General features: G+C 46.4%; 26 protein-coding genes and 3 riboswitches. Of the genes, 11 read left to right on the top strand and 15 right to left on the bottom strand.

All coding sequences use genetic code 11. The annotated features are described in order from the left end of the window. Positions 1 to 28 precede the first annotated feature (28 nt). The gene (locus G9F50_RS16225) at positions 29 to 811 is read right to left on the bottom strand and encodes a TerC family protein (protein ID WP_014417565.1); all 783 of its coding nucleotides are present in this window, start codon (positions 809 to 811) and stop codon (positions 29 to 31) included. Positions 812 to 1,056: 245 nt separating this feature from the next. Continuing rightward, positions 1,057 to 1,692 (bottom strand): DedA family protein, encoded by a 636-nt coding sequence (locus tag G9F50_RS16220; protein ID WP_373859654.1) that lies wholly within the window; start codon positions 1,690 to 1,692, stop codon positions 1,057 to 1,059. A gap of 529 nt (positions 1,693 to 2,221) precedes the next feature. Between G9F50_RS16220 and ku the strand changes: the two genes are divergently transcribed. Next, positions 2,222 to 3,103: a non-homologous end joining protein Ku gene (gene ku / locus G9F50_RS16215; protein WP_060561780.1), complete on the top strand. Its 882-nt coding sequence runs from the start codon at positions 2,222 to 2,224 to the stop codon at positions 3,101 to 3,103. Between the two features lie 2 nt (positions 3,104 to 3,105). Next, entirely contained in the window at positions 3,106 to 4,941 is a 1,836-nt protein-coding gene (locus tag G9F50_RS16210; protein ID WP_060561781.1) for a DNA ligase D, read from the top strand. A 9-nt stretch (positions 4,942 to 4,950) separates the two neighbouring features. On the opposite strand, the gene G9F50_RS16205 is transcribed toward G9F50_RS16210, so the two are convergent. From G9F50_RS16205 to G9F50_RS16190, 4 genes are all read right to left on the bottom strand, one after another. Next, positions 4,951 to 5,505: a YkoP family protein gene (locus tag G9F50_RS16205; protein ID WP_015417328.1), complete on the bottom strand. Its 555-nt coding sequence runs from the start codon at positions 5,503 to 5,505 to the stop codon at positions 4,951 to 4,953. A gap of 179 nt (positions 5,506 to 5,684) precedes the next feature. Further along, positions 5,685 to 6,149, bottom strand: a complete 465-nt coding sequence (locus tag G9F50_RS16200) for a MarR family winged helix-turn-helix transcriptional regulator (protein ID WP_007610911.1) — start codon at positions 6,147 to 6,149, stop codon at positions 5,685 to 5,687. A gap of 142 nt (positions 6,150 to 6,291) precedes the next feature. Further along, on the bottom strand, positions 6,292 to 6,474 hold the full coding sequence (fbpA, locus tag G9F50_RS16195) for a Fur-regulated basic protein FbpA (protein WP_003154731.1): 183 nt from the start codon (positions 6,472 to 6,474) through the stop codon (positions 6,292 to 6,294). 89 nt (positions 6,475 to 6,563) lie between these two features. After that, positions 6,564 to 6,719, bottom strand: a complete 156-nt coding sequence (locus G9F50_RS16190) for a hypothetical protein (RefSeq protein ID WP_003154733.1) — start codon at positions 6,717 to 6,719, stop codon at positions 6,564 to 6,566. Between the two features lie 193 nt (positions 6,720 to 6,912). Here G9F50_RS16190 and G9F50_RS16185 point away from each other — a divergent pair, with 193 nt between their 5' ends. Beyond that, a complete protein-coding gene (locus G9F50_RS16185; protein ID WP_003154734.1) occupies positions 6,913 to 7,245 on the top strand; it encodes a MerR family transcriptional regulator in 333 nt (110 codons plus the stop codon). 35 nt (positions 7,246 to 7,280) lie between these two features. Here G9F50_RS16185 and mgtE read toward each other — a convergent pair whose 3' ends face one another. The 3 genes from mgtE to G9F50_RS16165 form a co-directional block, all read right to left on the bottom strand. Next, positions 7,281 to 8,636, bottom strand: a complete 1,356-nt coding sequence (mgtE, locus tag G9F50_RS16180) for a magnesium transporter (protein ID WP_012117400.1) — start codon at positions 8,634 to 8,636, stop codon at positions 7,281 to 7,283. Between the two features lie 234 nt (positions 8,637 to 8,870). Beyond that, positions 8,871 to 9,036: riboswitch (M-box (ykoK) riboswitch) on the bottom strand. Between the two features lie 105 nt (positions 9,037 to 9,141). Further along, positions 9,142 to 9,279: a transcriptional regulator SplA domain-containing protein gene (locus G9F50_RS16170; RefSeq protein ID WP_003154740.1), complete on the bottom strand. Its 138-nt coding sequence runs from the start codon at positions 9,277 to 9,279 to the stop codon at positions 9,142 to 9,144. Positions 9,280 to 9,366: 87 nt separating this feature from the next. Further along, on the bottom strand, positions 9,367 to 10,629 hold the full coding sequence (locus tag G9F50_RS16165; RefSeq protein ID WP_007407217.1) for a glycoside hydrolase family 18 protein: 1,263 nt from the start codon (positions 10,627 to 10,629) through the stop codon (positions 9,367 to 9,369). Between the two features lie 148 nt (positions 10,630 to 10,777). Then, positions 10,778 to 10,891: riboswitch (TPP riboswitch) on the top strand. Positions 10,892 to 11,070: 179 nt separating this feature from the next. Between G9F50_RS16165 and G9F50_RS16160 the strand changes: the two genes are divergently transcribed. The 3 genes from G9F50_RS16160 to G9F50_RS16150 are packed head-to-tail and all read left to right on the top strand — an operon-like array spanning position 11,071 to position 14,030. After that, entirely contained in the window at positions 11,071 to 11,670 is a 600-nt protein-coding gene (locus G9F50_RS16160) for an ECF transporter S component (protein ID WP_060561782.1), read from the top strand. Then, entirely contained in the window at positions 11,657 to 13,294 is a 1,638-nt protein-coding gene (locus tag G9F50_RS16155; protein WP_060561783.1) for an ABC transporter ATP-binding protein, read from the top strand. Before G9F50_RS16160 ends, G9F50_RS16155 begins: the two co-directional genes overlap by 14 nt. Then, a complete protein-coding gene (locus tag G9F50_RS16150; protein ID WP_060561784.1) occupies positions 13,269 to 14,030 on the top strand; it encodes an energy-coupling factor transporter transmembrane component T family protein in 762 nt (253 codons plus the stop codon). The genes G9F50_RS16155 and G9F50_RS16150 overlap by 26 nt, the downstream gene beginning before the upstream one ends. 45 nt (positions 14,031 to 14,075) lie before the next feature. Here the strand turns inward: G9F50_RS16150 and G9F50_RS16145 are convergent, their stop codons facing one another. After that, a complete protein-coding gene (locus tag G9F50_RS16145) occupies positions 14,076 to 14,909 on the bottom strand; it encodes an STAS domain-containing protein (protein ID WP_060561785.1) in 834 nt (277 codons plus the stop codon). Between the two features lie 219 nt (positions 14,910 to 15,128). Between G9F50_RS16145 and G9F50_RS16140 the strand changes: the two genes are divergently transcribed. Further along, positions 15,129 to 16,088: a S8 family peptidase gene (locus G9F50_RS16140; RefSeq protein WP_060561786.1), complete on the top strand. Its 960-nt coding sequence runs from the start codon at positions 15,129 to 15,131 to the stop codon at positions 16,086 to 16,088. A 139-nt stretch (positions 16,089 to 16,227) separates the two neighbouring features. Beyond that, a riboswitch (SAM riboswitch) is annotated at positions 16,228 to 16,382 on the top strand. An 83-nt stretch (positions 16,383 to 16,465) separates the two neighbouring features. After that, entirely contained in the window at positions 16,466 to 18,754 is a 2,289-nt protein-coding gene (metE, locus tag G9F50_RS16135) for a 5-methyltetrahydropteroyltriglutamate--homocysteine S-methyltransferase (RefSeq protein WP_060561787.1), read from the top strand. A gap of 47 nt (positions 18,755 to 18,801) precedes the next feature. On the opposite strand, the gene yeiL is transcribed toward metE, so the two are convergent. Then, positions 18,802 to 19,473, bottom strand: coding sequence for a transcriptional regulator YeiL (gene yeiL, locus G9F50_RS16130; protein WP_038463769.1), 672 nt, complete (start codon positions 19,471 to 19,473; stop codon positions 18,802 to 18,804). Positions 19,474 to 19,554: 81 nt separating this feature from the next. On the opposite strand from yeiL, the gene G9F50_RS16125 reads away from it, so the two are divergent. Further along, positions 19,555 to 20,739 (top strand): MFS transporter, encoded by a 1,185-nt coding sequence (locus G9F50_RS16125; RefSeq protein ID WP_060561788.1) that lies wholly within the window; start codon positions 19,555 to 19,557, stop codon positions 20,737 to 20,739. Positions 20,740 to 21,010: 271 nt separating this feature from the next. Beyond that, the gene (locus G9F50_RS16120) at positions 21,011 to 22,153 is read left to right on the top strand and encodes a BclA C-terminal domain-containing protein (protein WP_165417778.1); all 1,143 of its coding nucleotides are present in this window, start codon (positions 21,011 to 21,013) and stop codon (positions 22,151 to 22,153) included. 20 nt (positions 22,154 to 22,173) lie between these two features. Here the strand turns inward: G9F50_RS16120 and G9F50_RS16115 are convergent, their stop codons facing one another. The 4 genes from G9F50_RS16115 to ohrB all read right to left on the bottom strand — a co-directional run bounded on the left by G9F50_RS16115 (position 22,174) and on the right by ohrB (position 24,924). Next, positions 22,174 to 23,301 carry a glycosyltransferase gene (locus G9F50_RS16115; protein ID WP_060561790.1) on the bottom strand — a complete coding sequence of 376 codons (1,128 nt, stop codon included), beginning with the start codon at positions 23,299 to 23,301 and terminating at the stop codon, positions 22,174 to 22,176. 4 nt (positions 23,302 to 23,305) lie between these two features. Further along, positions 23,306 to 23,767, bottom strand: a complete 462-nt coding sequence (locus tag G9F50_RS16110; RefSeq protein ID WP_012117388.1) for a hypothetical protein — start codon at positions 23,765 to 23,767, stop codon at positions 23,306 to 23,308. Between the two features lie 21 nt (positions 23,768 to 23,788). Further along, a complete protein-coding gene (locus G9F50_RS20480) occupies positions 23,789 to 24,373 on the bottom strand; it encodes an alpha-helical endospore appendage domain-containing protein (RefSeq protein WP_032871298.1) in 585 nt (194 codons plus the stop codon). A 140-nt stretch (positions 24,374 to 24,513) separates the two neighbouring features. Then, positions 24,514 to 24,924: an organic hydroperoxide resistance protein OhrB gene (gene ohrB / locus G9F50_RS16100; RefSeq protein WP_003154758.1), complete on the bottom strand. Its 411-nt coding sequence runs from the start codon at positions 24,922 to 24,924 to the stop codon at positions 24,514 to 24,516. A 75-nt stretch (positions 24,925 to 24,999) separates the two neighbouring features. Here ohrB and G9F50_RS16095 point away from each other — a divergent pair, with 75 nt between their 5' ends. Further along, positions 25,000 to 25,509 (top strand): MarR family winged helix-turn-helix transcriptional regulator, encoded by a 510-nt coding sequence (locus G9F50_RS16095; RefSeq protein ID WP_020953982.1) that lies wholly within the window; start codon positions 25,000 to 25,002, stop codon positions 25,507 to 25,509. Positions 25,510 to 25,523 lie beyond the last annotated feature (14 nt).

Here is a 25,523-nt window from a genome sequence, read left to right as displayed (position 1 = left end):
AAAAAGCCAGACTCCCTTTTTGATCATTTTACGCGTGTTCTCTTTTTTCCGATTCCGCGCCAGACTCTATTTGTTTTGCTCCTGACATAAACCATCCGCAAACCGCAATGGCAGCCAGAACCGCCCAGAAAATGATTTTCCAGGCCGCCGAATGAATGACATCTGCCGGAATTATACCAAGTTCCTCATGGGCCAATGTATAAAGAGCGAGCTTCACGCCTACCCATCCGACAATCACAAATGCCGCCGTTTCAAGGCCCGGCCTGGTTTTCAGTAAGGATACGAACATTGATGCCGCAAAACGCATAATGATTAAACCAATTACGCCGCCGGCTAAAATAACGAGAAACTGACCGCCGTCCAAGCCGCCGATGGCAGGAAGCTGAGTTCCCGGGAGCGTTACGGCAAGCGCGACCGCCGCTAAAATGGAGTCAACGGCAAAAGCGATGTCCGCGAGCTCCACTTTCAAGACAGTCTGCCAAAACCCGCTTTCTTTCTGCGTTTTCTGACCGGCGTTATCTTTAAATACATACCGCTTCAGCAAATGGCTGACCGCAATGTAAAACAGATATAAAGCGCCGACGGCCTGGACCTGCCAAACATTCACCAGAAAAGAAATGGCGAACAGCGACCCGAAACGCAAAATAAATGCGCCCGCCAATCCGTAAAATAAAGCCTTCTTCCTTTGTTTTTCAGGAAGATGCTTCACCATCACAGCCATCACCAGCGCGTTATCCGCCGCCAAAATCCCTTCCAGCCCGATTAAAACGAGAAGAACCCATCCATACTCCAATAATAATGCAAAGTCCAATCCATTCCCTCCGTTTCTTTTTTCTATCATCCGAGCTTATACCGGCAGTTTTTTACGCAAAAAAGACCTTTGCCGATATAAGGCAAAGGTCTTGCTAGACATGAATGATTGGCATGCCAACAAAGCCGATGGATATGATCCATGAATTGACGACTTTGTTTCCGGAATATCCGGACGCTACTCCCCTTTGGGATTTCAAGAAATATTTGTTTATACGCTCATGATAAAGCCTGTTTCATCATTTGTCAACGCTTAACTTTTTTAACAAATTGAGAAATTTTTTCTGTTTTGGCCCGCTGTTTTCTTCTCTTTAAAAACATCCAAAGAATGAGAAGCAACACAATGAATATACCGAGCGGAAGCATATATTGATCGAGAATAGAACCGACGCTTTTCCAATTTTCCCCGAGTTTCATTCCGAGGTATACGTAAGCAAATGTAATCGGCAGCATCGCTGCATATGTATATAGAGAGAAGACCCAGACATTCATCTTCGCAATGCCGCACGGTAAAGAAATCAGCGTCCTGACCCCCGGTATAAAACGGCCGCTGAACGCGACCAAACCTCCGTGCTTCTGAAAGAAATCATCTGATTTCTGCAGGGATTCGGGTTTTATCCATATATACTTTCCATATTTCAGCAAAAACGGCCGACCGCCCAGTCTGCCGATTCCATATAAGACAAGCGGACCTGAAACACCGCCGAGCGAACCGGCAAACACGGTCCCGGCAAGCGCCATATCCCCTTTTGAGACCCAATAGCCCGCAAGCGGAAGAACAATTTCCGCCGGAATGAATTCTATACTGAGCGCCAAAAAAATTCCGGCGTAAGATAAGCTTTTAAACGCCTCTATTATTGATATGATGAAATCTTCGATGATCTATCACTCCCGGCTTACGTCTATATTCCGAAACTTAAGAATGATTTTAACACAAAACCTTGAGGCTGAAATATCTTTTAGACATGCCCGTTATAAATGTGAGTCGTTTCAGATCGGTATAGCGGGAGGGAATAAGCGCAATACAACGTCCCGCCTGTCTCCAGATTGCTTGTCTGGCGGCGTTTACATCACTTAAGATCTCCGGAAAAGTAAGCGGCGGCTGACCGCGAATTCAGTTCATATGGGAGCGGGAAATTTTCTCAGTCACTACATGGGAATGCGTGGGCATTTCCCGGGGAATGATTTTGTATAATCTTTTTGATTACCACTGATGATTTTCAGGGACTTCAGCGCTTTAAAGAACTTACCGATTACTGATTGTAAATAGAGAATTCATTTGCTTTTCAGCCGACCATTTCCGCCTGAGGAAATGGAACAGCCGCTCCATGAAGCGTCGCAACACCCATAAGTTGCTACACATGGAACGGACCCGTTTATCCACAATAAAGACAAAAAGGAGTTTTTATTCATGCACACGATGTGGAAGGGTTCGATCAGTTTCGGCCTCGTCAATATCCCGGTCAAGCTCTTTGCGGCCACTGAAGATAAAGATATAAAATTCCGCAGTCTTCATAAAGAAGACCATGCGCCGATTAAATACGAAAAAATCTGCACCGGATGTGAAAAAAGTCTGGAGCCTGATGAAATCGTGAAAGGCTATGAGTATGTAAAAGGGAAATACGTCATTATGACAGACGAAGACTTGAAAGACGTAAAACAGGAACATGAAGAAAAAGCGGTTGAGATTGTTGACTTTGTCCAGCTGCAGGAAATTGATCCGATTTATTTTAACCGGTCATATTATGTCGGGCCGGGAGATAACGGCACAAAAGCCTATACACTTCTGCGGGAAGCGCTGAGGACGACGGGTAAAATCGGGATTGCCTCCATTACGATCCGCTCTAAACAGCAGCTTGCGATTCTTCGCGTGTATGACAACTGCATCGTGATGGAATCCATTCATTATCCGGATGAAGTCAGAAATGCCGGACATGTGCCGGGCGTTCCCGAGCAGACAGCCGTTAATGAAAAAGAGCTGCAGACGGCGATTACGTTAATTAATGAGCTGACAACCGAGTTTGACCCGGAACAATACGAAGATACGTACCGGAAAGCCCTTCTCGCTAAAATTAACGATAAGCTCGAACATGAAGAAGCGGGCGTGACACCGGCTGCTGCCGGCCCGCGCGAAGATGTCATCGATCTTGTCAGCGCGCTTCAGGCAAGCATTGACCGGACGAAGCGGCCGGATCGCGAACAGACTGCACCGGCGCGGACAAAAGACGCCGCGTCAGCAGGCGGCGGAGGCAAAAAGCAGAAGACGACCAGACAAAAAGCCGGAACGTCTTAATCATGGTGCTGACGATGCAGCCGATTTTGACCTCTGTACCGCCTGAAGGCAGTGAGTGGCGCTATGAGGTAAAGTATGACGGGTTCCGCTGTCTTCTCCGCATAGACGAAAGCGGCGTTACATTAACCAGCAGAAACGGACAGACGCTGACGAATCAATTTCCGGAAATCACGGCTTTTGCGGCTCGGTGTTTTCAGCACATGAAAGACAGGTTCCCCATTATGCTTGACGGAGAGCTTGTCTATTTAATCAATCCGTACAGAGCGGACTTTGAACATCTTCAAATCCGCGGACGTTTAAAACGGACGGAAGCAATTGAAAGCAACGCTGATAGACGGCCGTGCCGCTTTCTGGCATTTGATCTCCTCGTTCTGGAAGGCGCCGGCACCGTCTCATTACCGTATGTGAAACGGAAGCGCGCCCTTTCCAAACTGCTTAAAGAAGCAAACCTTCCCGCCTGCCCTCATCACTTAGCGGAAGAAGCGATTCAATACATTCCGGAACACACTGACTTTAATGCGCTTTGGGACAAGGTCGTCCGCCATGACGGAGAAGGTATCGTAGCAAAAAGGGCTTCCAGCGGCTGGGCAGAAAATAAACGCTCTCCCGACTGGCAAAAGTATAAACATATGAAAACGGCACATGTGCTATTAACCGGGTTTAATCCGAAGAACGGGTATGTAACGGCCTCTGTTTTAAAAGACGGCACCGCCGTCCCGATCGCTTCCGTTTCCCACGGCATGCAGGCGGAAGAAAAAAACGCCGTCAGAACCATTATGGAGACCCACGGAAAAAAACAAAAAAGCGGCGAGTATACACTTGAGCCTTCTATCTGCATGACCGTGCAGTATTTAACCATATTGCAGGACACGCTGCGTGAAGTATCTTTTGTGTCTTTTCAGTTTGAAATGGATTGGACGGAATGCACGTATCAGCAGCTTATCCTTCACTCTAAAACGCTGCCGCCGAAGCTGCAGTTCACAAGCCTGGATAAGATTGTTTTTAAAAAACGTGAAAAAACGAAAGCAGATTTCCTCAGTTACATGGTGAAAATGAGCGATTTTCTTATGCCCTTTCTTAAAGATCGGGCCGTCACGGTGATCCGTTATCCGCACGGCGCGCCTGGCGAATCTTTTTTTCAAAAAAACAAACCGGACTACACGCCGGACTTTGTCTCAAGCGTGTTTGACGGGAGCCATGAGCACATCGTATGCAGCAGCATACCGTCACTTTTATGGCTGGCTAATCAGCTGGCGCTTGAATTTCACGTTCCGTTTCAGACAGTGCATTCTGAAAGGCCCGCAGAAATCGTCATTGATCTTGATCCTCCGTCAAGGAATGATTTTCCTATGGCAGTGGAGGCTGCGCATGTGCTGAAACAGCTGTTTGACTCATTCAGCATTACGTCATTCCCGAAGCTCTCCGGAAATAAAGGCATTCAGCTCTACATCCCGCTTTCACCGGAAGCATTCACCTATGAAGAAACCCGTGCGTTCACAATGCTCATCGCCGATTATTGCGTCAGGACGCGGCCGGATCTTTTTACGACAGAGCGGTTTATCAAAAACCGAAACGGCAGGCTCTACCTAGATTACTTGCAGCATGCCGAAGGGAAAACCATTATCGCCCCCTATTCGACCCGGGGCAACGAATTGGGAACGGTTGCGGCTCCCCTTTATTGGAGCGAAGTCAACTCCTCTTTAACACCTGATGATTATACGATCGATACAGTAGTGAACCGCGTCAGGACAGAGGGAGATCCGTTTTATGATTTTTACCGGAACCCGCAGGACGGCCCGCTTTCAATCGTGCTTGAGCAAATCAAGAGAAAGAGCTGACGCTTTTTGTCAGCTCTTTTCAGTCTGATACGTGCACATCAATTTTTCTTTGGAAATAAATAAATAGCAGGAGTAAGGAATGTTTTTGAGGGTGAGCTGTTTTGCAGTAAAGTATAAAATGGGAATATGGGCCGCTTTCTTAAACAGCCTGTAGCAGCCGCTGGACGGTTTTATCACATCAAAACCGAGTCTCGCAGCTCCTTTATGAAGCATTGTAATGCCGACGACTCCCTTAATCTCGTCTTTCCGTTTATGCTGGTTAATATAATCCGCTAAATGAGGCATGGATTGATATACCTTCTGATATAGCATAATCCCCCTTCTGACCGCGCTTTCAATAGGCTGCAGCTCTTTCAGGAGTTTGACATTATGAAGATGAATCTTAACTAACACGTCGTTTTTTTTAATTCTGGTTCCGTCGCTCAGGATGACATCTTTTCCTTTATATCTAGTCAAACGGACGCGGAATACATTCGATTGCCGTTTATCAATCAGCGTCAGCCGGGTAAAGAAGAAATAAAGCGGATCAAGTAAGTACCATATAGACAGCAGACAGCTTCTCACATGTTCACCTTCTTTATATTCAAAGCACCCTCATATTTTGGCATGGGGCATGTCACATTATGATTGGTAAATAATGATGCCGACCTGTATCAGCTTATGCAAAAACCGCTTCAGGCTCTACTGTCCGGAACAGAAAAAAAACACTCTTCGTGAAGAAGAGTGTCTGTATCCGCTTTCTTTTAACGGAAAAGCAAATGCTGGCTGTGAATTCCCGCTTTTTTCAGTAAGGCTATCAGCTGTTCCTGTTCCTCAGGCATAAGTCCTGAAAACGCTCTCGCAATTCTCAATGAATGAATCGGATAAATTTTATCCAAATACTCGTTTCCTTTATCAGTTAAATGGGCGTAAACAGACCGTTTGTCCTTAGGGTCTTGTTCTCTGACCAAAAACCCGTTTCTTTCAAGCTTGTCGATGACATAGGTGACATTCCCGCTGACAAGCAAAAGACGCGACCCGATTTGCTGAAGCTTTTGCGGTCCTCTCGTATAGAGCAGCTCCAAAACGGCAAATTCAGTCGGATTAAAACCGTGTTCTTTACTGTCGCGGATGCTGTGTTCAGACACACTCTTGAAAGCCCTTGCAAAAACTTTGTACAAATTCATCGAACGCATCACTTCTTCTTCGTTAAATGATAATCTCATCATATCTACCCCGTATTTAAGATTTTTATAAAAAAATAATGTAAACCCTTACAATTCATAAGAGTCGATCTTTGTTTTATATTCTATTCGTGCCGTTTTTCAGAATTCCTTCTTTTTTATATAAAAAAATACCCTTATACATCATTTAATTTGTATAAGGGTTCCGTTCTTTATAGGGAATGTTCCGAAAAAAATACGCGTATTCCTTTCTCAGCTCCGTAATTGTCATGGAATTGAGTATTTCTTTCGTATAGACCCCGATCTGCAGAAGCTTTTTGGAATAATGGTTTCTCTCTTTGTCCAATGCATTTTGAAGCAAACGACTCATGGCGGCCTCCTTTGTTTTTCCGTTATTCTATGATCAGAATAACGCTTTTATATCAAAGACGTATAAAGCCATTGTAAAACTTCTGTAGATTATGATGTTTTTCGGTAAAGTCCGTTCTGGACGGCTCTGAGCAGCGGAAAAGCGTGTTCCCCGGCAAGCTGCATGAACGCCTCCAGCATTTCATCGCGTTTCATATCTAATTCAATGATTTCTTTTGCCAGCGAAACCGCTTTTTCTTTCTCCATTCCTATCCTTCCTCCTCATTGTGTCTGTACAGTAAGCATAAAACGGGGCACAGGACCATGCATTAACCTTGTCAATTTTTCTGCCGCTTTTTTTCTAAAATTTTCTATTCCGCGTCAGAAAACCTGACAAGCGTCAGGTTTTTTCTCTTTTTTTCTTATATAATATGAGTAAAAGACATCCAGGGGTGGGAAAATGACGACAGACGAACAATCTTACAAAGATAAAAAAGTAATCTCGATCGGCATTGTAAGCGAATTAACCGGATTGTCAGTCAGACAGATCAGATACTATGAAGAACGGAAATTAATCTATCCGCAGCGTTCATCACGGGGAACGAGAAAGTATTCCTTCGCGGACGTTGAGCGGCTGATGGATATTGCCAACAAGCGGGAAGACGGCGTGCAGACGGCTGAAATTTTAAAAGACATGCGAAAAAAAGAACAGGCTCTCAAAAACGACCCGCAGCTCCGCAAAAAAATGCTGGAAGGACAGCTTAATGCTCATTTTAAGTATAAAAACCGCTGATCAAAAAAGTCCGCCTCCTGTGAGACGGACTTTTTTTATAAAGCATGAAGAAATGCAGTTGCAATGCCGAAATAAATTAATAAGGACAAAATATCGTTCAGCGTCGTAATCAGCGGTCCTGATGCAATCGCCGGGTCAATGTTCAGTTTATGAAGAATAATAGGGACGATCGTTCCGGCCATCGTACCGATAATCAACGTTGCAAGCAGCGATGAACCGACGACAAAACCGAGCGTTAAGTCTTTCTGCCAGACGGTTGCGACAATCGTAATCGCGATCGCACAGACGATGCCGATGTAGATACCGGTTCTTAGTTCACGGAAAATCAGTTTAAAGATGGTTTTTTTATTCATTTCTTCTTTAGCCAGTCCTCTGATGACGACGGCGAGTGACTGTGTGCCTGTATTACCCGTCGTTCCCGCGATCATCGGCATGAAAAACGCGAGGGCGACGACTTTTTGCAATGTATCTTCAAAATAATTCAGAATGCTTCCGGAAATCAATCCGATAAACAAAAGCAGAATGAGCCACGGCAAACGGCGGTACGCCGCAACGTACGCTTTCGTATCAAATGTAATCGCCTTACCGGAGGCTGCGAATTTTTCGTAATCTTCATCGGCTTCTTTAATCACGACGTCAATAATATCATCGACAGTGACAATACCGACAAGCACATGATTTTCTTCCACGATCGGAATGGCTAAAAAGTCATACCGCTGGATCAGCCGGGCGACTTCTTCCTGGTCTTGGAGCACCCCGGCCGAGATGACACGCGTAAACATGAGATCCTGCACTTTATCCTCAGGCTCGCCGAGAATTAAATCTCTGTAAGAGAGCACTCCGACAAGCTGCTTGCTGTCATTAATCACGTACAAATAATTTATTGATTCTGCGATTTCTGCAAAGCTTTTCAGCTTCACGACCGCATCTTTTACTGTATAATGCTGCGGAATCCAGACGAAGCGATTCGTCATCATCCGGCCCGCCGATTCTTGCGGATAGTTCATCAAAAGCTGTACGGCCTTTGATTCCTCAGCCTCCATGCTGGATAAAAGCTGTTCTTTCAGTTCTTCATCCATCTCTTCCAGCAATGCTGCGAGATCGTCGTTATCCATTTTATTCATTGCGAGAGTGGCTTTCGTTTTACCGACTTTATGCAAAACGGCAAGCTGAAATTCCCGCTCCAGCTCTCCGATCATGTCGGTGATGTCATCAACCGTCATATATGACAGATAGCGGGCCCGGTGCTTTTCCGGCATTTCTTTAAACAAAAATGCCATGTCATAGGGCTGAAGCTCATCTATCATGTTTCGGAATTCTTTTATTTTTCCGTCCCGCAATAAAATGATAATGCGTAAAATGAGTTCGTCATAGGTCATGTTTTGGACCATCGGGACTCGTACCTCCTTTACGGAGACGCGCCGTCCGTCAAGGGAAGTGCGGCGGTTTGTCTCCTCATCATGTCGTCACTGGTTATCTGGCTGTATATGGGTACTTCTTCTGACATACTCGAATGGGGAGAATCCATACTCCGCACCTCCTTATCATGCTCAGTCGTGTACGTTTTGAGGCATAAAAAAAACCTTCTGATATGAAGGCGAAAACAAGCACGGCAAATAAACGTGCGGGGCCTCCAATCGTAGAGCTTTAGCACTGTATGGCATAGGACAGCCATCCAGCTGCGTTAAGAATCACCTTATGTCGATGATTCCTGTTGACCCATTGGCGTCTTTGGACATTTTTGGGCAGCAGCGTATCTCCATACAGGAGCCTCACCTAACGAAGTTCTTATTTGAATTGACACACTGAGATTACAGAAAAAAAAGGAATGTGTCAACCTTAAATTTGTGATTTCAGCACATGCCTATAAAATAATCGGAATAAAGGCATAAACCCTTATTCCGGCAAATCGCTTTCATCCTCTTCTGAAAGGAAATGATAGGATTCATGCAGCATGAGCGCGTACTCCCCTTCTTTTGTCGGATGCGGTACATACTCAGCCTCGTTGATATACTGCTCTTCCCTTTTCTTCATATGACAGACCTCCTGTTCAATTTTAGATTGTCCAAAAGAAGACCCGTTATCATAGGAAAAAAATCACTTGCGGAGCGGGACATGCAGCTATATTTTTCGGATCGTGAAAAAGTTCCTAAGCAGCCACGGGCCCGGTTTGAAACCGAGCGTTAATTGCCACGCGCCGATCGCCTGCAGTCCGAACTCCCTAACGAGAACCATTTTTTCACTCATGCTCCGCACATCCTCAAACCACACTTCATGCGTTCTTCCATTTTCATCAGTATATCGGAAGTAAGGGGAACGCTCCTGCTGGGAATAACGGATCACTGATTGATGCTTCATGGCCGTTTCCATGGCGCGCTGATTGGAGATGGCGGATCCGATCGTTCCCGGACGGTACGGAATCACCCAATCATACCCGTACAGCGGAACACCGAGAATCACTTTTCTTCTCGGCACCCTGCTGATGGCAAAATTGATCGTTTGCCTGACCTCTGTCAAAGGCGCCACGGGTCCCGGCTCACTGCCGGCGTGGTGCCAGTCGTACGCCATAATGAACATATAATCGACGACGGCTCCGATTCCGCCGTAATCATATCCCCTCAGCCACGGCACTGCATCACTTGTTTTCGCCGGAACCGATATCGTTAACGCGAGCTGATGTTCTGAAAGCCGGGTTTTTAACTGCCGGAGAAATCCTGTGAAGAGGTCCCTGTCAGCTTCTCTGACCCGTTCAAAATCGATATTTACACCGCCGTATCCCTTTCTTACGGTTAAGGAGACGATATTGTTGACGAGATTCGTTCTTGCCGTCGGATTTTGCAGCACTTGATGGGCTAATTCCGGACTGAATCCCCCTTCTGTCAGATTCGTAATGACGGCAAGCGGGCGCACTCTGTTCTGCCATGTGGTTTCTATTGCGGTTCTGTCGTTTAAATCGTTAATGATATCTCCATTCGGGCCAAAATGATATTCAAACAAAGAAATCGCCGAAGAATACGGCGCAAAATCATTAATTAACTCTCTATCCGCTTCAGGCGTCCGAATGACATAAAATTGCAGGGTTCCTGCAAGATAGTTAGAGATATCAGGGATCTTCACTTTCATACCCGCCCGCAGCCGGTTCGGCGGAATATCCGGGTTTGCCTGCATCAGCTGCATCTGCGGCACATAAGCCTTACCTGCGATAACGGCATACGTATCATTCGGCTGAACCGTATATTCATTAAGAGGGATTAAAAGCGCCTGCCCCGGAACGATATTCGTTTCCTCAAGCCCGTTGACGCTTCTGATGCTGTCAACAGGGTATCCGTACTTTCTGCTGATGGAAAATAACGAGTCGCCAGACTGCACTGTATGAACAAACATAGATGTCCTCCGTTTCCTTTTGATCAAAAGGGCTCTACTTATCTTTATGAATGATCATCCGGTCCGATTCCAAACTCTGTTTGAAGAAAGGCTGTTTACAAATCAGACATGATCAACTATGATGATGTCATCATAAAAAACTGTATAGGAAACGCACTAGGGGTGCTGTTATCGGCTGAGATAAAACATGCGGCAGGCGTGTTTTGATCCCTTATAACCCGATCTGGATAATACCAGCGTGGGGAAGTGCAGATTGACCGGAGCGCAGGGTTTTTCCCCATGCGTTTTCGTTCTGCTGCTGCATATTCCCTCGGATATGCAGTTTTTTATTTTTCATTAAAAAACGGGGGAGGACACCACAACATGAAACTGAATATAAACCGCCTGTAAAATCAACTCTTTCATACATACGACTATCTGATAAGAAAGCAGGAGATCACAATGAAAAATTGGAAAATGAGAGAAATTGTCGTCATGTCGGTCATCAGTGTTGTATTTGCTGTCATTTATTTAGTATCAACTCATGCAAGCAATATAGCGGCAGGATTTTTCGGCCGGATGAGCTATGAACCGATTTATGGTATCTGGTTTATCGTCTCGGTGATTGCCGCGTACATTATTCAAAAACCGGGAGCGGCTCTTGTTTCTGAAATCATCGCCGCGTTTGTGGAGTGCTTACTCGGAAATCCGTCAGGACCGATGGTGATTCTGATCGGGATCGCACAGGGAATCGGTGCGGAAGCGGTCTTTTTTGCGACACGCTGGCGGGTGTATACCCTGCCCGTGCTTCTTTTATCCGGTATGGGGTCTTCTGTGACGAGCTTCATTTATGACTTGCTCGTTTCCGGATACTCTGTTTTGAATCCGGGTTTATTAGCCGTCATGCTTCTCATCCGTCTGATCTCAGGTGCGCTTCTTGCCGGCCTTCTCGGCAAAGCAATCAGTGATGCGCTGGCTTACACAGGAGTGCTGAACGGCATGGCGCTCGGAAAACAATTCAAGAAGAAAAAGAAACAGGTGAACCAAGATGCAGGCATCTGAGCCCCTTCTATCGGCCGGCCGTCTTACCTTTTCTTATGATCAGGATGAAAAGCCGATTCTTCAAAACGTGTCCTTTCAGCTCCGCAAAGGAGAGCGGGCTTTATTGCTCGGGCCGAGCGGATGCGGCAAAAGCTCGCTCGCTCTCTGTTTAAACGGTCTGTACCCGGAAGCATGCGATGGGGTTCAATCGGGAACCGTTTCTTTATACGGAACACCTCTTTCACATCTGACAGAACCCGCCGCCAGATCCATCGGCGTCGTGTTTCAAGATCCGGACCAGCAGTTTTGCATGCTGACGGTTGAAGATGAAATCGCCTTCGGCCTGGAAAATTTGCAATATACAAAAGAAGATATGGACGCAATCATCGATGACGTTTTAGAAAAATTAGAGATCACTCATCTGAAAACGCGAACGATCGCTTCGCTGTCAGGCGGTTCAAAACAAAAAGTGGCGCTTGCCTGTATCATTGCAATGGAACCGGAACTCATTATTTTGGACGAACCGACGGCACAGCTTGATCCATATTCCGCACGTGAATTAGTGCGGCTGATCAAAGATCTTCAAGCAAAAAAAGGCTTCGGCCTTCTCGTTATCGAACATCAGCTTGATCACTGGGCGCAGTGGATGGACAGGACGATTGTGCTTGACGAAACGGGTCAGAAGGTGATGGACGGAGAGACGGACGTTATCTTTGAAACCAAGATTGAAGAGCTGATGCAGCTCGGCATTCCGATTCCGCGTGTGATCTCATTGCAGGAGCACGTCAGCATTCCTTTTACATTGCGTAAAGAAAATCTGTTTCACGAACCTGTACCATCTCTGCCCGAACCCCGGCCCGCCGCGCTTTCGGCAGAAGACGCGCTGAGCGTTCACGGGCTGTCATTCTCAAGAGGAGCAGACGTCATTTTTCAGGATGTGAGCTTTTCCGTAAAAAAAGGTTCAATCACCGCGATTGCCGGCCCTAACGGAACAGGAAAATCCACGCTCCTTTCTGCCGCGGCCAAGCTCATCCGTCCGCTGGGCGGAGACATCAAAATAGACGGCAGACCGATTGATTCCTATTCTGAAAAAGAGCTGAGGCGACAGATGGGATATGTTTTCCAAAATCCTGAACACCAGTTTGTCACGGATTCCGTCATTCAAGAGCTGATGTTCGGTTTTGAAAGCAACAGAGCCGCAAAGGAGAAAGCTCTTCAGCTGTTAACCCGATTCGGCCTGAGACGCCATGCCTCACAGCATCCGTTTTCTTTAAGCCAAGGACAAAAACGCCGGCTCAGCGTCGCGACGATGCTTATGCACAATGTGAACGTTTTGATGCTTGATGAACCGACTTTCGGACAGGATGCCAAAACGGCGCGGGAGTGTATGCAAATGCTCCGTGAGATTCAAAAGGAAGGAACGGCTGTTTTGATGGTGACACACGATATGGAACTCGTCTCGGATTATGCCGACACGATCCTTGTGCTCTGCGGCACGAAACTGGTATTCCGGGGAACTCCCGACGCTTTGTTTTCTGATAACACCGGGATCGCCGAGCAGGCGCATTTGGCTTTGCCGCTGCGGTATGAATGGATGAAACACGACAGGAGGCGGAGAAATGAACTTGCGGCTGGAGGCTGTTAACCCGTCAATAAAGGCGGCGGCTGTATTGTTATGCGTCATTATGCTGTCGTTTATTTATAATCCGTACACCCCTGCTTTGTTTTATATCATCATTGCGGGAGGCGTCCTCTGGGCGGGGCGTGTGCCGCTGAAAAAATGGCTGCTGTTCACGATTCCGTTTGTCATTCTGGCCTTCGGTTCTTTATGGACAGCCGCCGTATTCGGAAACGTCCCGACAACCGGAAGCAATCTGCTGTTTAAGCTCGGGCCGATTGCCGTCAACAGTGATAACGCGGCGCTCGGGATTTCTATCGCGTTTCGTATTCTATGTTTTTCCGCTTTGTCGATGATGTTTCTTTTTACAACCGATCCGATTCTGTTCATGCTCAGTCTGATTCAGCAGTGTAAGCTGCCGCCCAAGCTTGCATACGGCGTTATCGCGGGATTCCGGTTTCTCCCTCTTCTGAAAGATGAAATCCTGATCATCCGGCAGGCGCACAGAATCAGGGGTGCGGCGTCTGATTCCGGGCTGAAAGGAAAGCTCTCCGCCTTCAGGCGCTTCACCATTCCGCTATTGGCAGGCGCAATCAGAAAGGCGGAACGCACGGCGATCGCGATGGAATCTAAAGGCTTTACGGGGAGCCGAAACCGCACGTTTTACAGAACTGTTACTGTGCGCCGCGCCGACTGGTGCTTTTTCCTGCTCGTGCTTCTGTTATTCGGGGCAAGCTGGCTCATTTCATTGTTGTTTATATAAAAACAGGCCGCCGGAGTGATTCGGCAGCCTGTTTTGTTATGTATGTTATTGATGATAATTGAGAGCCTGAGCGAGATTGGACTTGACCGTAATATCTGAGAAATTAATGCCGAGCTGTACGGCGGTTTGAGCGATTTCCGGCCTGATTCCGGATAAAGTGGACGTGACGCCGATCAATTTCAGCGCCTCAATTAATTTAAAAATCTGATGCGCCACCATCGTATCGACAACCACTACACCCGACAGGTCAATTAACAGATGTTCAATCAGCCGTTTTGCACATGTGCTCAGCGTATTTTCAAGAATGAATTTGGCGCGCTCCGTGTCAATATCGCCGACAAGCGGCAGCAGCGCCGTCCGTTTGCTCAGCGTGATAACCGGCGAGCTTAACTCCAAAATCATTTCTCTTTGCGCATTCAGCTGCATTTTTGAGTTATGCTCAGCATGATCGACAAACGTGTAAATCGTAAAATCAAATACTTGCGTAATTAAATTCTCCCATTTCTTCCTTTCTCCCTGAGCAAACGAAGATTCATGTTTATCGGCAAACGCATCATAATAACTGATGTATAGTCTCCGGTTTCTCATGAATTCACGGACCACATACTGGACGGGAGTATCCAGATGCTTCTGGTCTTTCGCAAGCTCAATCACCCACCGCTCGAACTCTTCTAAAAATTCTTTTTCCGGCATGATATACATTTTATTAATATGCCGGTAAAATTCTTTATCCTGCTCCGTCAGTTCTTCTGTGATGACGGGATTTGTCAAAGAATAAATCGAATTCGGATCCGAATCTTCCATCGTTTCGATCCACTCTTTCGCAATTTGATCCACTTGTTCTGAAAAATAGCTGTATAATGCTTCACTTATCTTCATATCTCTTCTCCTTTCCCATTTCCAATTATAGCGTCAGCGGGTCATGAATGAAAATGAAAGCTGTTAAACTATCCATTTATTTGAAATTTTTTAGTACGATAGATTACGCCTTTTTTATGAAAATGCTTCAAATGACTCTTTCCGGCCGGCATGCTCTGCCATAAAATAGTAGCAACACCCTTGTATCCACTCGCAAGCATAAAAAAGGAGGGCTTTTTTATGAATGGTGAAATGCATTTGATTCCTTATGTCACGGATGAACAGATCATGGATGTGAACGAGCTTCCTGAGGGGATTAAAGTGATTAAGGCGCCAGAGTTGTGGGCAAAAGGGTTTAAAGGCAAGGATATTAAAATCGCGGTGCTTGACACAGGCTGCGACATCAATCATCCTGATTTAAAAGACCGGATTGTCGGCGGGAAAAACTTCACCGATGATGACGAAGGCAAAGAAGACGCGATTTCCGATTACAACGGCCACGGGACACATGTTTCCGGAACGATTGCCGCCAATGATTCAAACGGCGGAATTTCGGGTGTCGCGCCGGAAGCAAGCCTTTTAATCGTTAAAGTTCTCGGCGGTCAAAACGGCAGCGGCAAATACGAATGGATCATTAACGGCATCAACTACGCCGTTGAACAAAAGGCGGACATTATTTCCATGTCACTCGGCGGGCCGAACGATGTGCCTGAATTGAAAGAAGCCGTCACAAATGCGGTAAACAGCGGTGTTCTGGTCGTTTGCGCGGCAGGAAACGAAGGCGACGGAGACGAGCGTACAGAGGAACTGTCGTATCCGGCCGCTTACAACGAAGTGATCGCAGTCGGATCAGTCTCAATCGCCCGTAAATCGTCTGAATTTTCAAACGCTAATAAAGAGATTGACCTGGTGGCTCCGGGAGAAAATATTCTCTCCACCCTTCCCAACCATAAATACGGGAAGCTGACGGGCACTTCAATGGCCGCCCCGCATGTGAGCGGAGCGCTTGCCTTAATAAAAGGGCTTGAACAGGACGCGTTTCAGCGGACGCTTTCTGAGGCTGAAGTCTACGCCCAGCTCGTGCGGCGGACCCTTCCTTTGGACATCGCCAAAACATTGGCCGGGAACGGATTTCTGTATTTAGACGCGCCTGAAGTGCTGATGGAAAGAGCCGAACAGGCACAGCTGCTGTCTTTCTGATATTTTTCTCGTATAATGATTGATCAGTTTGTCACATCACCAATTTTTAAATTGTGAGATTTTCTATTGACAGTGATCTGAATAAGCTGATAAGATAACCAACAAATGATGTAACTTTTCAAAAAAATTGAAATACTTTCTCTTATCGAGAGTTGGGCGAGGGATTGGCCTTTTGACCCCAACAGCAACCGACCGTAATTCCATTGTGAAATGGGGCGCGTGATTTTTGCGCCGAGACAATTGTCTCATAAGGCACGGTGCTAATTCCATCAGACGTGATCTGAGAGATAAGAGAGGCTTGCATTTTGAAGTTAAAGCCTCTTTCTCTCATGAGAAAGAGGCTTTTTTGTTACATCTCACTTAAAGGAGGAGACTTAATGACAACAATCAAAACTTCGAACCTCGGTTTTCCGAGAATCGGCTTGAACAGAGAATGGAAAAAAGCGCTTGAGGCTTATTGGAAAGGAAACACTGATAAAGAAACGTTTCTTAAAGAGCTTGACGGCTTATTCTTATCAGCTGTCAAAACCCAGCTTGACCAACATATCGATATCGTGCCGGTCTCTGATTTCACCCATTATGACCATGTGCTTGATACCGCCGTCAGCTTTAACTGGATTCCGGAGAGATTCCGCAGCATCACGGATCCCGTTGATACATATTTCGCGATTGCCCGCGGTGTAAAAGACGCCGTTTCCAGTGAAATGACGAAATGGTTTAATACCAACTACCATTACATCGTTCCTGAATATGACGAAAGCATTGAATTCCGTTTGACGAGAAACAAACAGCTTGACGACTACCGCCGGATCAAAGAAGAATTCGGAGCGGAAACAAAACCTGTCATCGTCGGTCCGTACACATTTGTCACGCTTGCGAAAGGATACGAAGAATCAGAAGCGAAAGCGATTCAAAAGCGCCTTGTTCCTCTTTATGTTCAGCTGCTGAAAGAACTTGAAGCTGAAGGCGTAAAATGGGTTCAGATCGATGAGCCGGCCCTTGTGACAGCTTCTTCTGAAGACGTCCGTGCCGCAAAAGAACTCTATGAAGCGATCACCAAAGAGCTTTCAGGACTGAATGTCCTCCTGCAGACATACTTCGATTCGGTTGATGCATATGAAGAACTCGTTTCTTATCCTGTACAGGGAATCGGGCTTGACTTCGTACATGATAAAGGCAGAAACCTTGAGCAGCTGAAAAAGCACGGCTTCCCGAAAGATAAAGTACTGGCAGCCGGTGTGGTCGACGGCCGCAACATTTGGAAAATCGATGTTGAAGAACGCCTTGATGCAGCTCTGGATATCCTCAGCCACGCTGATGTTGAGGAGTTATGGATTCAGCCTTCAAGCAGCCTTCTGCACGTGCCGGTGGCGAAACACCCTGACGAGCATCTTGAAAAGGATTTGCTGAACGGCCTGTCATACGCTAAAGAAAAACTGGCGGAACTCGGCGTCTTAAAAGAAGGGCTTCTGTCCGGCAAAGCGGCCGTCAGTGAGCAGATCGAAGAATCAAAAGCGGCACTTAAGGCTTTAAAAGCATTCGCAACAGGAGCGAACTCAGCTCAAAAAGAAGAGCTGAATCAGCTGACGGAAAAAGATTTCTCCCGTCCGGCAAGCTTTGAAGAACGATTGGCGCTGCAGAATGAATCACTCGGTCTTCCTCTTCTGCCGACGACGACAATCGGAAGCTTCCCTCAATCTGCCGAGGTGCGGAGCGCACGGCAAAAATGGCGGAAAAAAGATTGGACGGATGAACAGTACCAAGCCTTTATTAATGCGGAAACGAAGCGCTGGGTTGACATTCAGGAAGAAATCGGCTTAGACGTGCTCGTTCACGGAGAATTCGAGCGGACGGACATGGTCGAATACTTCGGTGAAAAACTGGCCGGATTCGCCTTTACGAAATATGCATGGGTGCAGTCTTACGGTTCACGCTGCGTACGCCCGCCTGTCATTTTCGGAGATGTCGAATTTATCGAACCGATGACGGTAAAAGATACGGTCTACGCCCAATCGCTGACGGAAAAACACATGAAAGGCATGCTGACGGGACCTGTCACCATCTTAAACTGGTCATTCCCGCGTGTGGATATTTCAAGAAAAGAAATCGCCTTCCAGATCGGGCTTGCCCTCAGAAAAGAAGTAAAAGCGCTTGAAGATGCCGGTATTCAGATTATCCAAGTGGATGAACCCGCGCTCCGCGAAGGACTGCCGTTAAAAACGCAGGATTGGGATGAATATTTAACTTGGGCCGCAGAAGCATTCCGGTTAACGACGTCTTCTGTGCAAAATGAGACGCAGATTCATACGCATATGTGTTACAGCAACTTTGAAGATATCGTAGATACGATCAATGATCTTGACGCAGATGTCATTACAATCGAACACAGCAGAAGCCACGGAGGATTTTTAGAATACTTGAAAGAACATCCTTACGTGAAAGGCCTCGGACTCGGTGTATACGACATTCACAGCCCGCGTGTGCCGGCAACTGAAGAAATCTATCAAATTATTGATGACGCGCTTGAAGTGTGTCCGACTGACCGCTTCTGGGTAAACCCGGACTGCGGACTGAAAACAAGACAGCAGGAAGAAACCGTTGCGGCATTAAAAAATATGGTCGACGCTGCGAAACAGGCACGAAAAAAACAAGCTCAGCTTGTATAAAAAAACAGCCATCCGCAAATCGCGGGTGGCTGTTTTTTCTGGGCGTGCTACTTATTCTTCAGCGCCTTCGCAAGTTCACTTAGTGAATCATGCTGCTTAATTTGATAGCCCCGCCCTTCTTTTTGCAAATACCCTTTTTGGCAGAATTGCGTCAGCACATGCAAGAGATGACGGTAAGATACACCCAAATAATCACAGACCGTTACGTGCTTCTCTTTATAAACCCCTTCATAAGCCGTCTGCAAAATAAAATCGGCCAGACGGTTTTCAAGCGGGAACGCCAGACTTTGTGAATATTTCGAAGCCATAAGCGTTGCTTTAGCACTTAAAAACTTAGCCAGCTCACGCAGGAATTTCGCATCCTGCAGCAATTGCGCGCGGCAGCGGTAAATAGGCAGAGCAAAACAAACAGTCTTCGCTGAGGCTTGAATTCCTTTTGTGTAATACACTTCATGTAATAGTTCCATCTCTCCGATGTAATCATTTTTGTTGATAAAATTAATTAAAGAAACTTTCCCGTTTTGGTGGGTTACATATATTTTCGCTTTTCCTTCAATCACGTAAAACAGGAAGTCAGGCCTCCTGCCCTCTTGAATAATCCATTCGTCCCGCTCATATTCGCGCACTTCCATAAACTCTTCAGCGGGGAAAGAGAATAAATGCGCGATTGAGTGTTTTTCTAACTGATGCCGCTTTTTCTCGCCTTTATAAATTTCCATCGTCCACCCCAAAAATATGAGATATCTCATATTGTCTTTATGTCTTTACATGATAACATGCCAATTAAAGGAGGAACGGGAATGAAAGCATATCGCTGGATGAGTCTGCATTTTTTTAGTTTTTTTATGACATGGGGTGTTTTTCTGCCCTATTGGACGGGATGGATGGTGCATATAAAAGGGGTTTCCGTATCCGAAGCCAGTTTCATTATGAGCCTAGGTCTGGCGGCAAGAGGGATTTCCACATTATTTTTCTTCCCTTATTTATCAGGAAAATTCAGCAGCAAAGCCTTATTAAACGGCGCCAGAATCGGGACGCTTCTCGCACTTTTATGTTATATTCCCGCTGATTCTTTTCAAAGCCTGCTTCTTGTCACATTAGTGCTGCATGTGTTTTATCCTGCTTTAATGCCTGCTTTAGACAGCGCTTGCGGCGTCCTTGTACAGCATAACGAATTAAAGGCCTATGGGACAAGCCGCCAGTGGGGGTCCGCGGGTTTTGTTTCAGCCGGCGTCTTCCTGTCCGTCTTTACAGGTATATTCGGAGATCAAGCGATTTTATGGGCACTGCTTTTGGGCACCCTGATATTCGCATGCCTCAGCTTTATGCATGCGCCAGCTGTTCTTTCAAAACGGCCGGAAACAGACCGCGCAAGAAAAGAGGGCATGTTTGCCTTATTCCGCATCAAATATTTCGGTCTGGTGCTCGCAATCGTTATCTTACTGCAGGCGGCACACGCGTCTTATTACAATTACGGTTATCTCTTTTTGCAGGAAATCGATGCGCCCGCATATGCCATCGGAATCATCATCAACATCGCCGTTATCGCGGAGATTATCTTCTTTGCAATCGCTGACCGATACTTTCATCAATTTACGGCAGGCTCTTTGCTCGCCTTGGCGGCGCTTGGTGCTACTGTACGCTGGATACTCGTATTTGCCTTTCCGCATGTCATCATTTTCTGTATTGCGCAGACGCTGCATGCCTGTTCATTCGCGATGGGACACTATGCATTTATGAAATACTTAATTAAAAATATTTCACCCGCGCAAATCCCGAAAGCCCAAGGCATATATTCAGCGCTTGCTCTCAGCTGGAGCACTGCGGTATTTACTATTTTCGGAGGTTTTTTATATGAAATTGAACCCCGGTATGCCTTTATCGGAATGATTGTTTGTACGATCCCATCCATGCTTCTCGCCCTTTTATACAGAAAACTTGAAATGAAAAAGAGAGTTTTTGCAGGAAACGCACAAGATATATAGCCATCGCTTTATAGACGATCACATGTCCCGCTGTCATTTTGACCGATTTGCGAATGCTGTGCGATGTATTTTCTCTATATTTAAAGTATTTCCTTCATATATGATGAAATCAAAAACAGCGGTATAACCCGCTCAATTGGTTAATGAAGGGAATCCATTCAGAAACTTGGACAGAATCCGTGAATATACTGATACAGTACTGCTTACGCTCATTTCGGGGAACTTTGTTCGCAATAAAATGATTTTCAGCCAACTCATAAGGAGGGACATTGTGTCACAGCCTAATTTGCCCAATATCACCCCTGTCGTTACACTTTCCAGAGACGATACCATTAACCTTCTTCTTTCGTCAATTGCTATGGAAGAGCTGGGAATGGCACATATTCTGAATGCGGAAGGGGAAAAAATCCAATACGCGCTCGGAACGATTCCCGGATTAACAGGGCCCCCGTCAAGTCTTGCGGATATTTTTAACCTGAATGAGAGCGTCCGTGATACGCTTGACAGCTTAATGAAACAGGAGCTTCTTCTCGGTTCAAAATTGGACAGTATCTCAAATATCCCTACACTGGCGGGGCCGACGGGACCGACGGGAGCAGTCGGACCGACGGGGCCAACCGGAGCGATCGGACCGACGGGGGTCACCGGTGCGGGCCTTCAAGGGATTGTCGCTTTTAATCCGCTGATTGCCCCTACTTATACACCCGGACAGGTTGTATTGTATAACGGAAGCTCCTATGTCGCAAACGTAAACAGCCCGGCGGGAACCCCTGGAGCCTCAGCTGACTATACACTTTTAGCTGCGGCGGGAAGCACCGGCGCTACTGGCGGTACCGGGCCGACCGGAAGCACCGGCGTTACTGGCGACACCGGACCGACTGGAATTACCGGTGCTGCTGGCGCCACCGGGCCGACCGGAAGCACCGGCGTTACTGGCGACACCGGACCGACTGGAATTACCGGCGCTACTGGCGGCACCGGACCGACCGGAAGCACCGGAACAAGTCTGACAGCAACTTCCGGCTATGCGAGCAATACGGGCGGCGGTGTTGTCGCAGTTATTGTCGGCGGCACGACCATTTCCTTACCGAATGAACAAAACCTTTCGGCAGATATTACGGCTAATGCCGCAAATACCATATTTACCGTTGCTCCGGAGGGACGGTACTATATTTCCTACCATATTAATTTAACGGCCGGCTTGCTTGTAAGTTCGCGTATTTTAATCAACGGCACTCCTCCTGCAAGTTCGATTATCGCCCCGGTCGCGTCTTTGGCAAACTTTAATAACTCCTTTATTGTGACTTTGCCAGCAGGCAGCACCATCCAGCTTCAGCTGTTCGGATTATTGGGTGCGGCCACATTGCTTGGAGGAAGCGTCGGTGCAGCTTTAAACATTATTCGATTATCTTAATGGAACATGCAAAAAAAGGATCAGGCGTTTGTCCGCTGATCCTTTTTTAATTGAGACAGAAGTTCTTTCGCGGGTTTAAATTGAGGATTGAACTTCACGGATTTTTTGGCGTAAGCGATGGCCGTCATATCATGGTTTAATGCAGCATGGCATTTCGCCATATAATAAAAGGCTCTGAAATCGGCGGCACCTTTTAAAATGAAGTGACCAGCGTTTTCTCCTTCAACCTGCGTTCCGTTTTCAAATGCTTTGATTGCCGCTCTGTACTTTTCCAAATGATATAATACAAGGCCTTTATAATAATGAAGATTGCTGTAATCAGGATATAGCTTGAGCACTTTTTCAATCCCTTGTTCGGCTTCTTCATACCGTTTGAGCTCAAGCAATATTGTATATTTCAAATAATACAGGAGAGACGGAGGCATTCGTTTTTCGCTTAAAAATTGAAAAATTGAGCCGTTGACAAGATGTAATGCTTTTTCATAGTCTTTGATTCTGTAGCATTCACTTGCCAAATGATAGACAAGCCACGGATCAGGATTTTCCTCTGAAAGCTCTTCATTTAAAATGCTGATATTCCGTTTATGTTTTTGCTTGATCTTTTCTTCCTGCTCCAAGTAGCCGTAGTGATGAATCACACATGGGAGCGTGAAAAAAGCATTGTTTTCTTCCTCATTGGAAGCCGAGATATTCTCGTGAATTCTGCCTTGATACAGAAGGCCTTTATGATTGCGGAACAGTCTCGGCTGCATGCTTTCAAACGCTTCGTTTTCATCGAGCTGCTTCCCCGTATAATTGATGATTTTCAAAAGGCCCCGGCTCGGTAATCCGTCATGAAGCAGCGAAGTTAAAAAACGGCCCGTCTCCTGATCGAGCTCTTCATCCGCGTCAAGCACTAAAATCCAATCTCCTTCGGCATGCTGCAGGGCGTAATTTCTGGCCTTTGCGAAATCATTCTCCCATTCGAAATCAAACACTCTTGCCTGAAAGCTTTTGCAGATATCTTTTGTATTATCTTGTGATCCGGTGTCTGCGATGACGATCTCATCAGCGATGTCTTGTACACTTGATAAACAACGGGAGATGTATCTCTCCTCGTTTTTCACAATCATGCAAAGAGTCAGTTTACATTCAGCATTTCCGCTCATTTTCTCACCTTTCCCGATTTTGGAGTTGTTGATTGAACCAAGGCCGTTCAGGAGTGCCGTTCATCGTGATGATGACAGGCCGCACCCATCTGACGGCAGGTTCGGCAGTTTCCGTATTCCATTCCTGAAGCTGCCTGACAGCCCGCTTCGTAATCGGATGCGCCCGGAATTCGCGCGGGCTTTCAGAAATGAATTTTTTCGTTCGTTCCGTAACTGTCTTCATTTCAAGAAAGTGCCGCTCATACATCTGCTTCTGCTCTTCTTCCAAGCTGATCATTAAAAACAGACGGCCGCCTGTTTCCATCTGCCAGCGGCACAATGCGGAGAACAGCCTGATTTCTTCTTTGTAATTTGAACCCCTTCTTTTATCCACGGTCACAGATAATATATGTAACAGCGCCATCGTGAGACAATGCAAGGCTTCAAAAGATGCCTGTTTCGCTTTTGAGATGCTTGGATACGGCATATGCTTCACCCGTCTCTTTTTTTATGAACGCTCCCCGCCTTTTTTCTTCCAACCGCAGTCCTCACAATCCCCGCACTCACAGCAGCCAATGCGGCCGTAAAACAGGCCGTCACACGGATCTTCCGGATCACTGGGATCGTCTGGATTCCACGGGTCATCAGGATCGCCCGGATCACTCGGATTACTTGGGTCGTCCGGATTCCACGGGTCATCAGGATCGCCCGGATCACTCGGATTACTTGGATCATCCGGATTCCACGGGTCATCAGGATCGCCCGGATTACTCGGATTGCTTGGGTCGTCCGGGTCCATACAGACTTCAGAATCCTGTAAGAAGATAATGTCCTCAAGCTTCGTCTGCAAAAGGAGTTGTGATTTCATGACGGTGCGCAGGAGCCGTTCAGTGCTTCTATTGATTGATGACAATTCCTCCAAGGAGGGATCGCCGGAAGCGCCGAGAAACATTTGAATCCTTTCCGCTTCCGCCTGCAGAATATGGGATAGTCCGATTTCTTCCATAGCCACGGATGAAAGAAGGAGGTTCAGGGTCTCACATCTGGAGAGTGTAATGTCGGGGGTGATGTTCGGTATGTTTGGAAGAGACATCGATTTCTCCCTCTTTTCTCTTGGTGTTATTATGCAAAAGTGCTATATCGTATTCTTATTCCGGGAGAGAAGAGATCATTACTGATGTTTTCGTTAATAAAATATCCCGGATATAAAATCCGGGATATTCGTTCGTTGATTTATTTTAATTCAAGTTTGACGTCTACATTTCCTCTTGTTGCTTTTGAATACGGACAGAACTCGTGAGCGGCGTGCACTAGCTTCTCCGCCGTTTCTTTGTCAAGATCTTTTGTATCAATGACGAGCGTTACGCCGATTTTGTAACCTCCGTCACTCTCATCTTTTAAAAGGCTGACCTGTCCTTCAATTTCAGAGGTCATGTCGATTTTTTGTTTTTGGGCGGCGAGCTCAAGCGCTCCCCCGAAGCAGGCAGCATATCCTGCCGCAAAGAGCTGTTCAGGGTTTGTGCCGGTTTCTCCGTCTTTTTTTGCATTCGGCATGATGATGTCAAAATCCAGCACCCCGTCTTCGGATTTAATATGTCCTGCTCGTCCGCCGACTGCGGTCGCTTTTGAAGTAAATAATGCCATTATTATCAGCCTCCTCATTGTACTTACTGTATATATTGCCCCTGCTCATATTTTTAAACATGATTGGAATAGGAAATGGTTCGTTTTTCAGCTACAATAGGGGTAACGTTAACAAACAAAGAGTTGGTGAAAGAAGTAATGGCAGAAAAAGATTTTGAACATATGAAACTGGAGAATCAGCTTTGTTTTTTGCTGTACGCAAGCTCAAGGGAAATGACGAAACGGTACAAACCGCTGCTTGATAAGCTCAACGTAACTTATCCCCAATATTTGGCGCTGCTTTTATTATGGGAGCACGAAGAACTGAATGTGAAACGGATGGGTGAGCTTTTGTACCTGGATTCCGGAACGCTGACACCGATGCTGAAACGGATGGAGCAGCACGGAATTATCATGAGAAAGCGGTCGGCTGAAGACGAGCGATCCGTGACGATCAGACTCACAGATGAAGGACGGGCCTTGCAGAAAACAGCGGCGGATATTCCCATTGCCATGCTGGAACAGACGGGACGGTCAAAAGAGGAATTAAAGCAGTTAAAGCAGTCGCTTTATGAGGTTTTGAATACGCTGCACGGCAAAAAATAAGGATGCCCCGAATG

The sequence above is a fragment of the Bacillus sp. EKM206B genome (assembly GCF_011066015.1).
Lineage (GTDB): Bacteria > Bacillota > Bacilli > Bacillales > Bacillaceae > Bacillus > Bacillus velezensis.
Note: the sequence above shows the minus strand (reverse complement) of the source record. Positions and strands in the feature narration are given on the sequence as shown.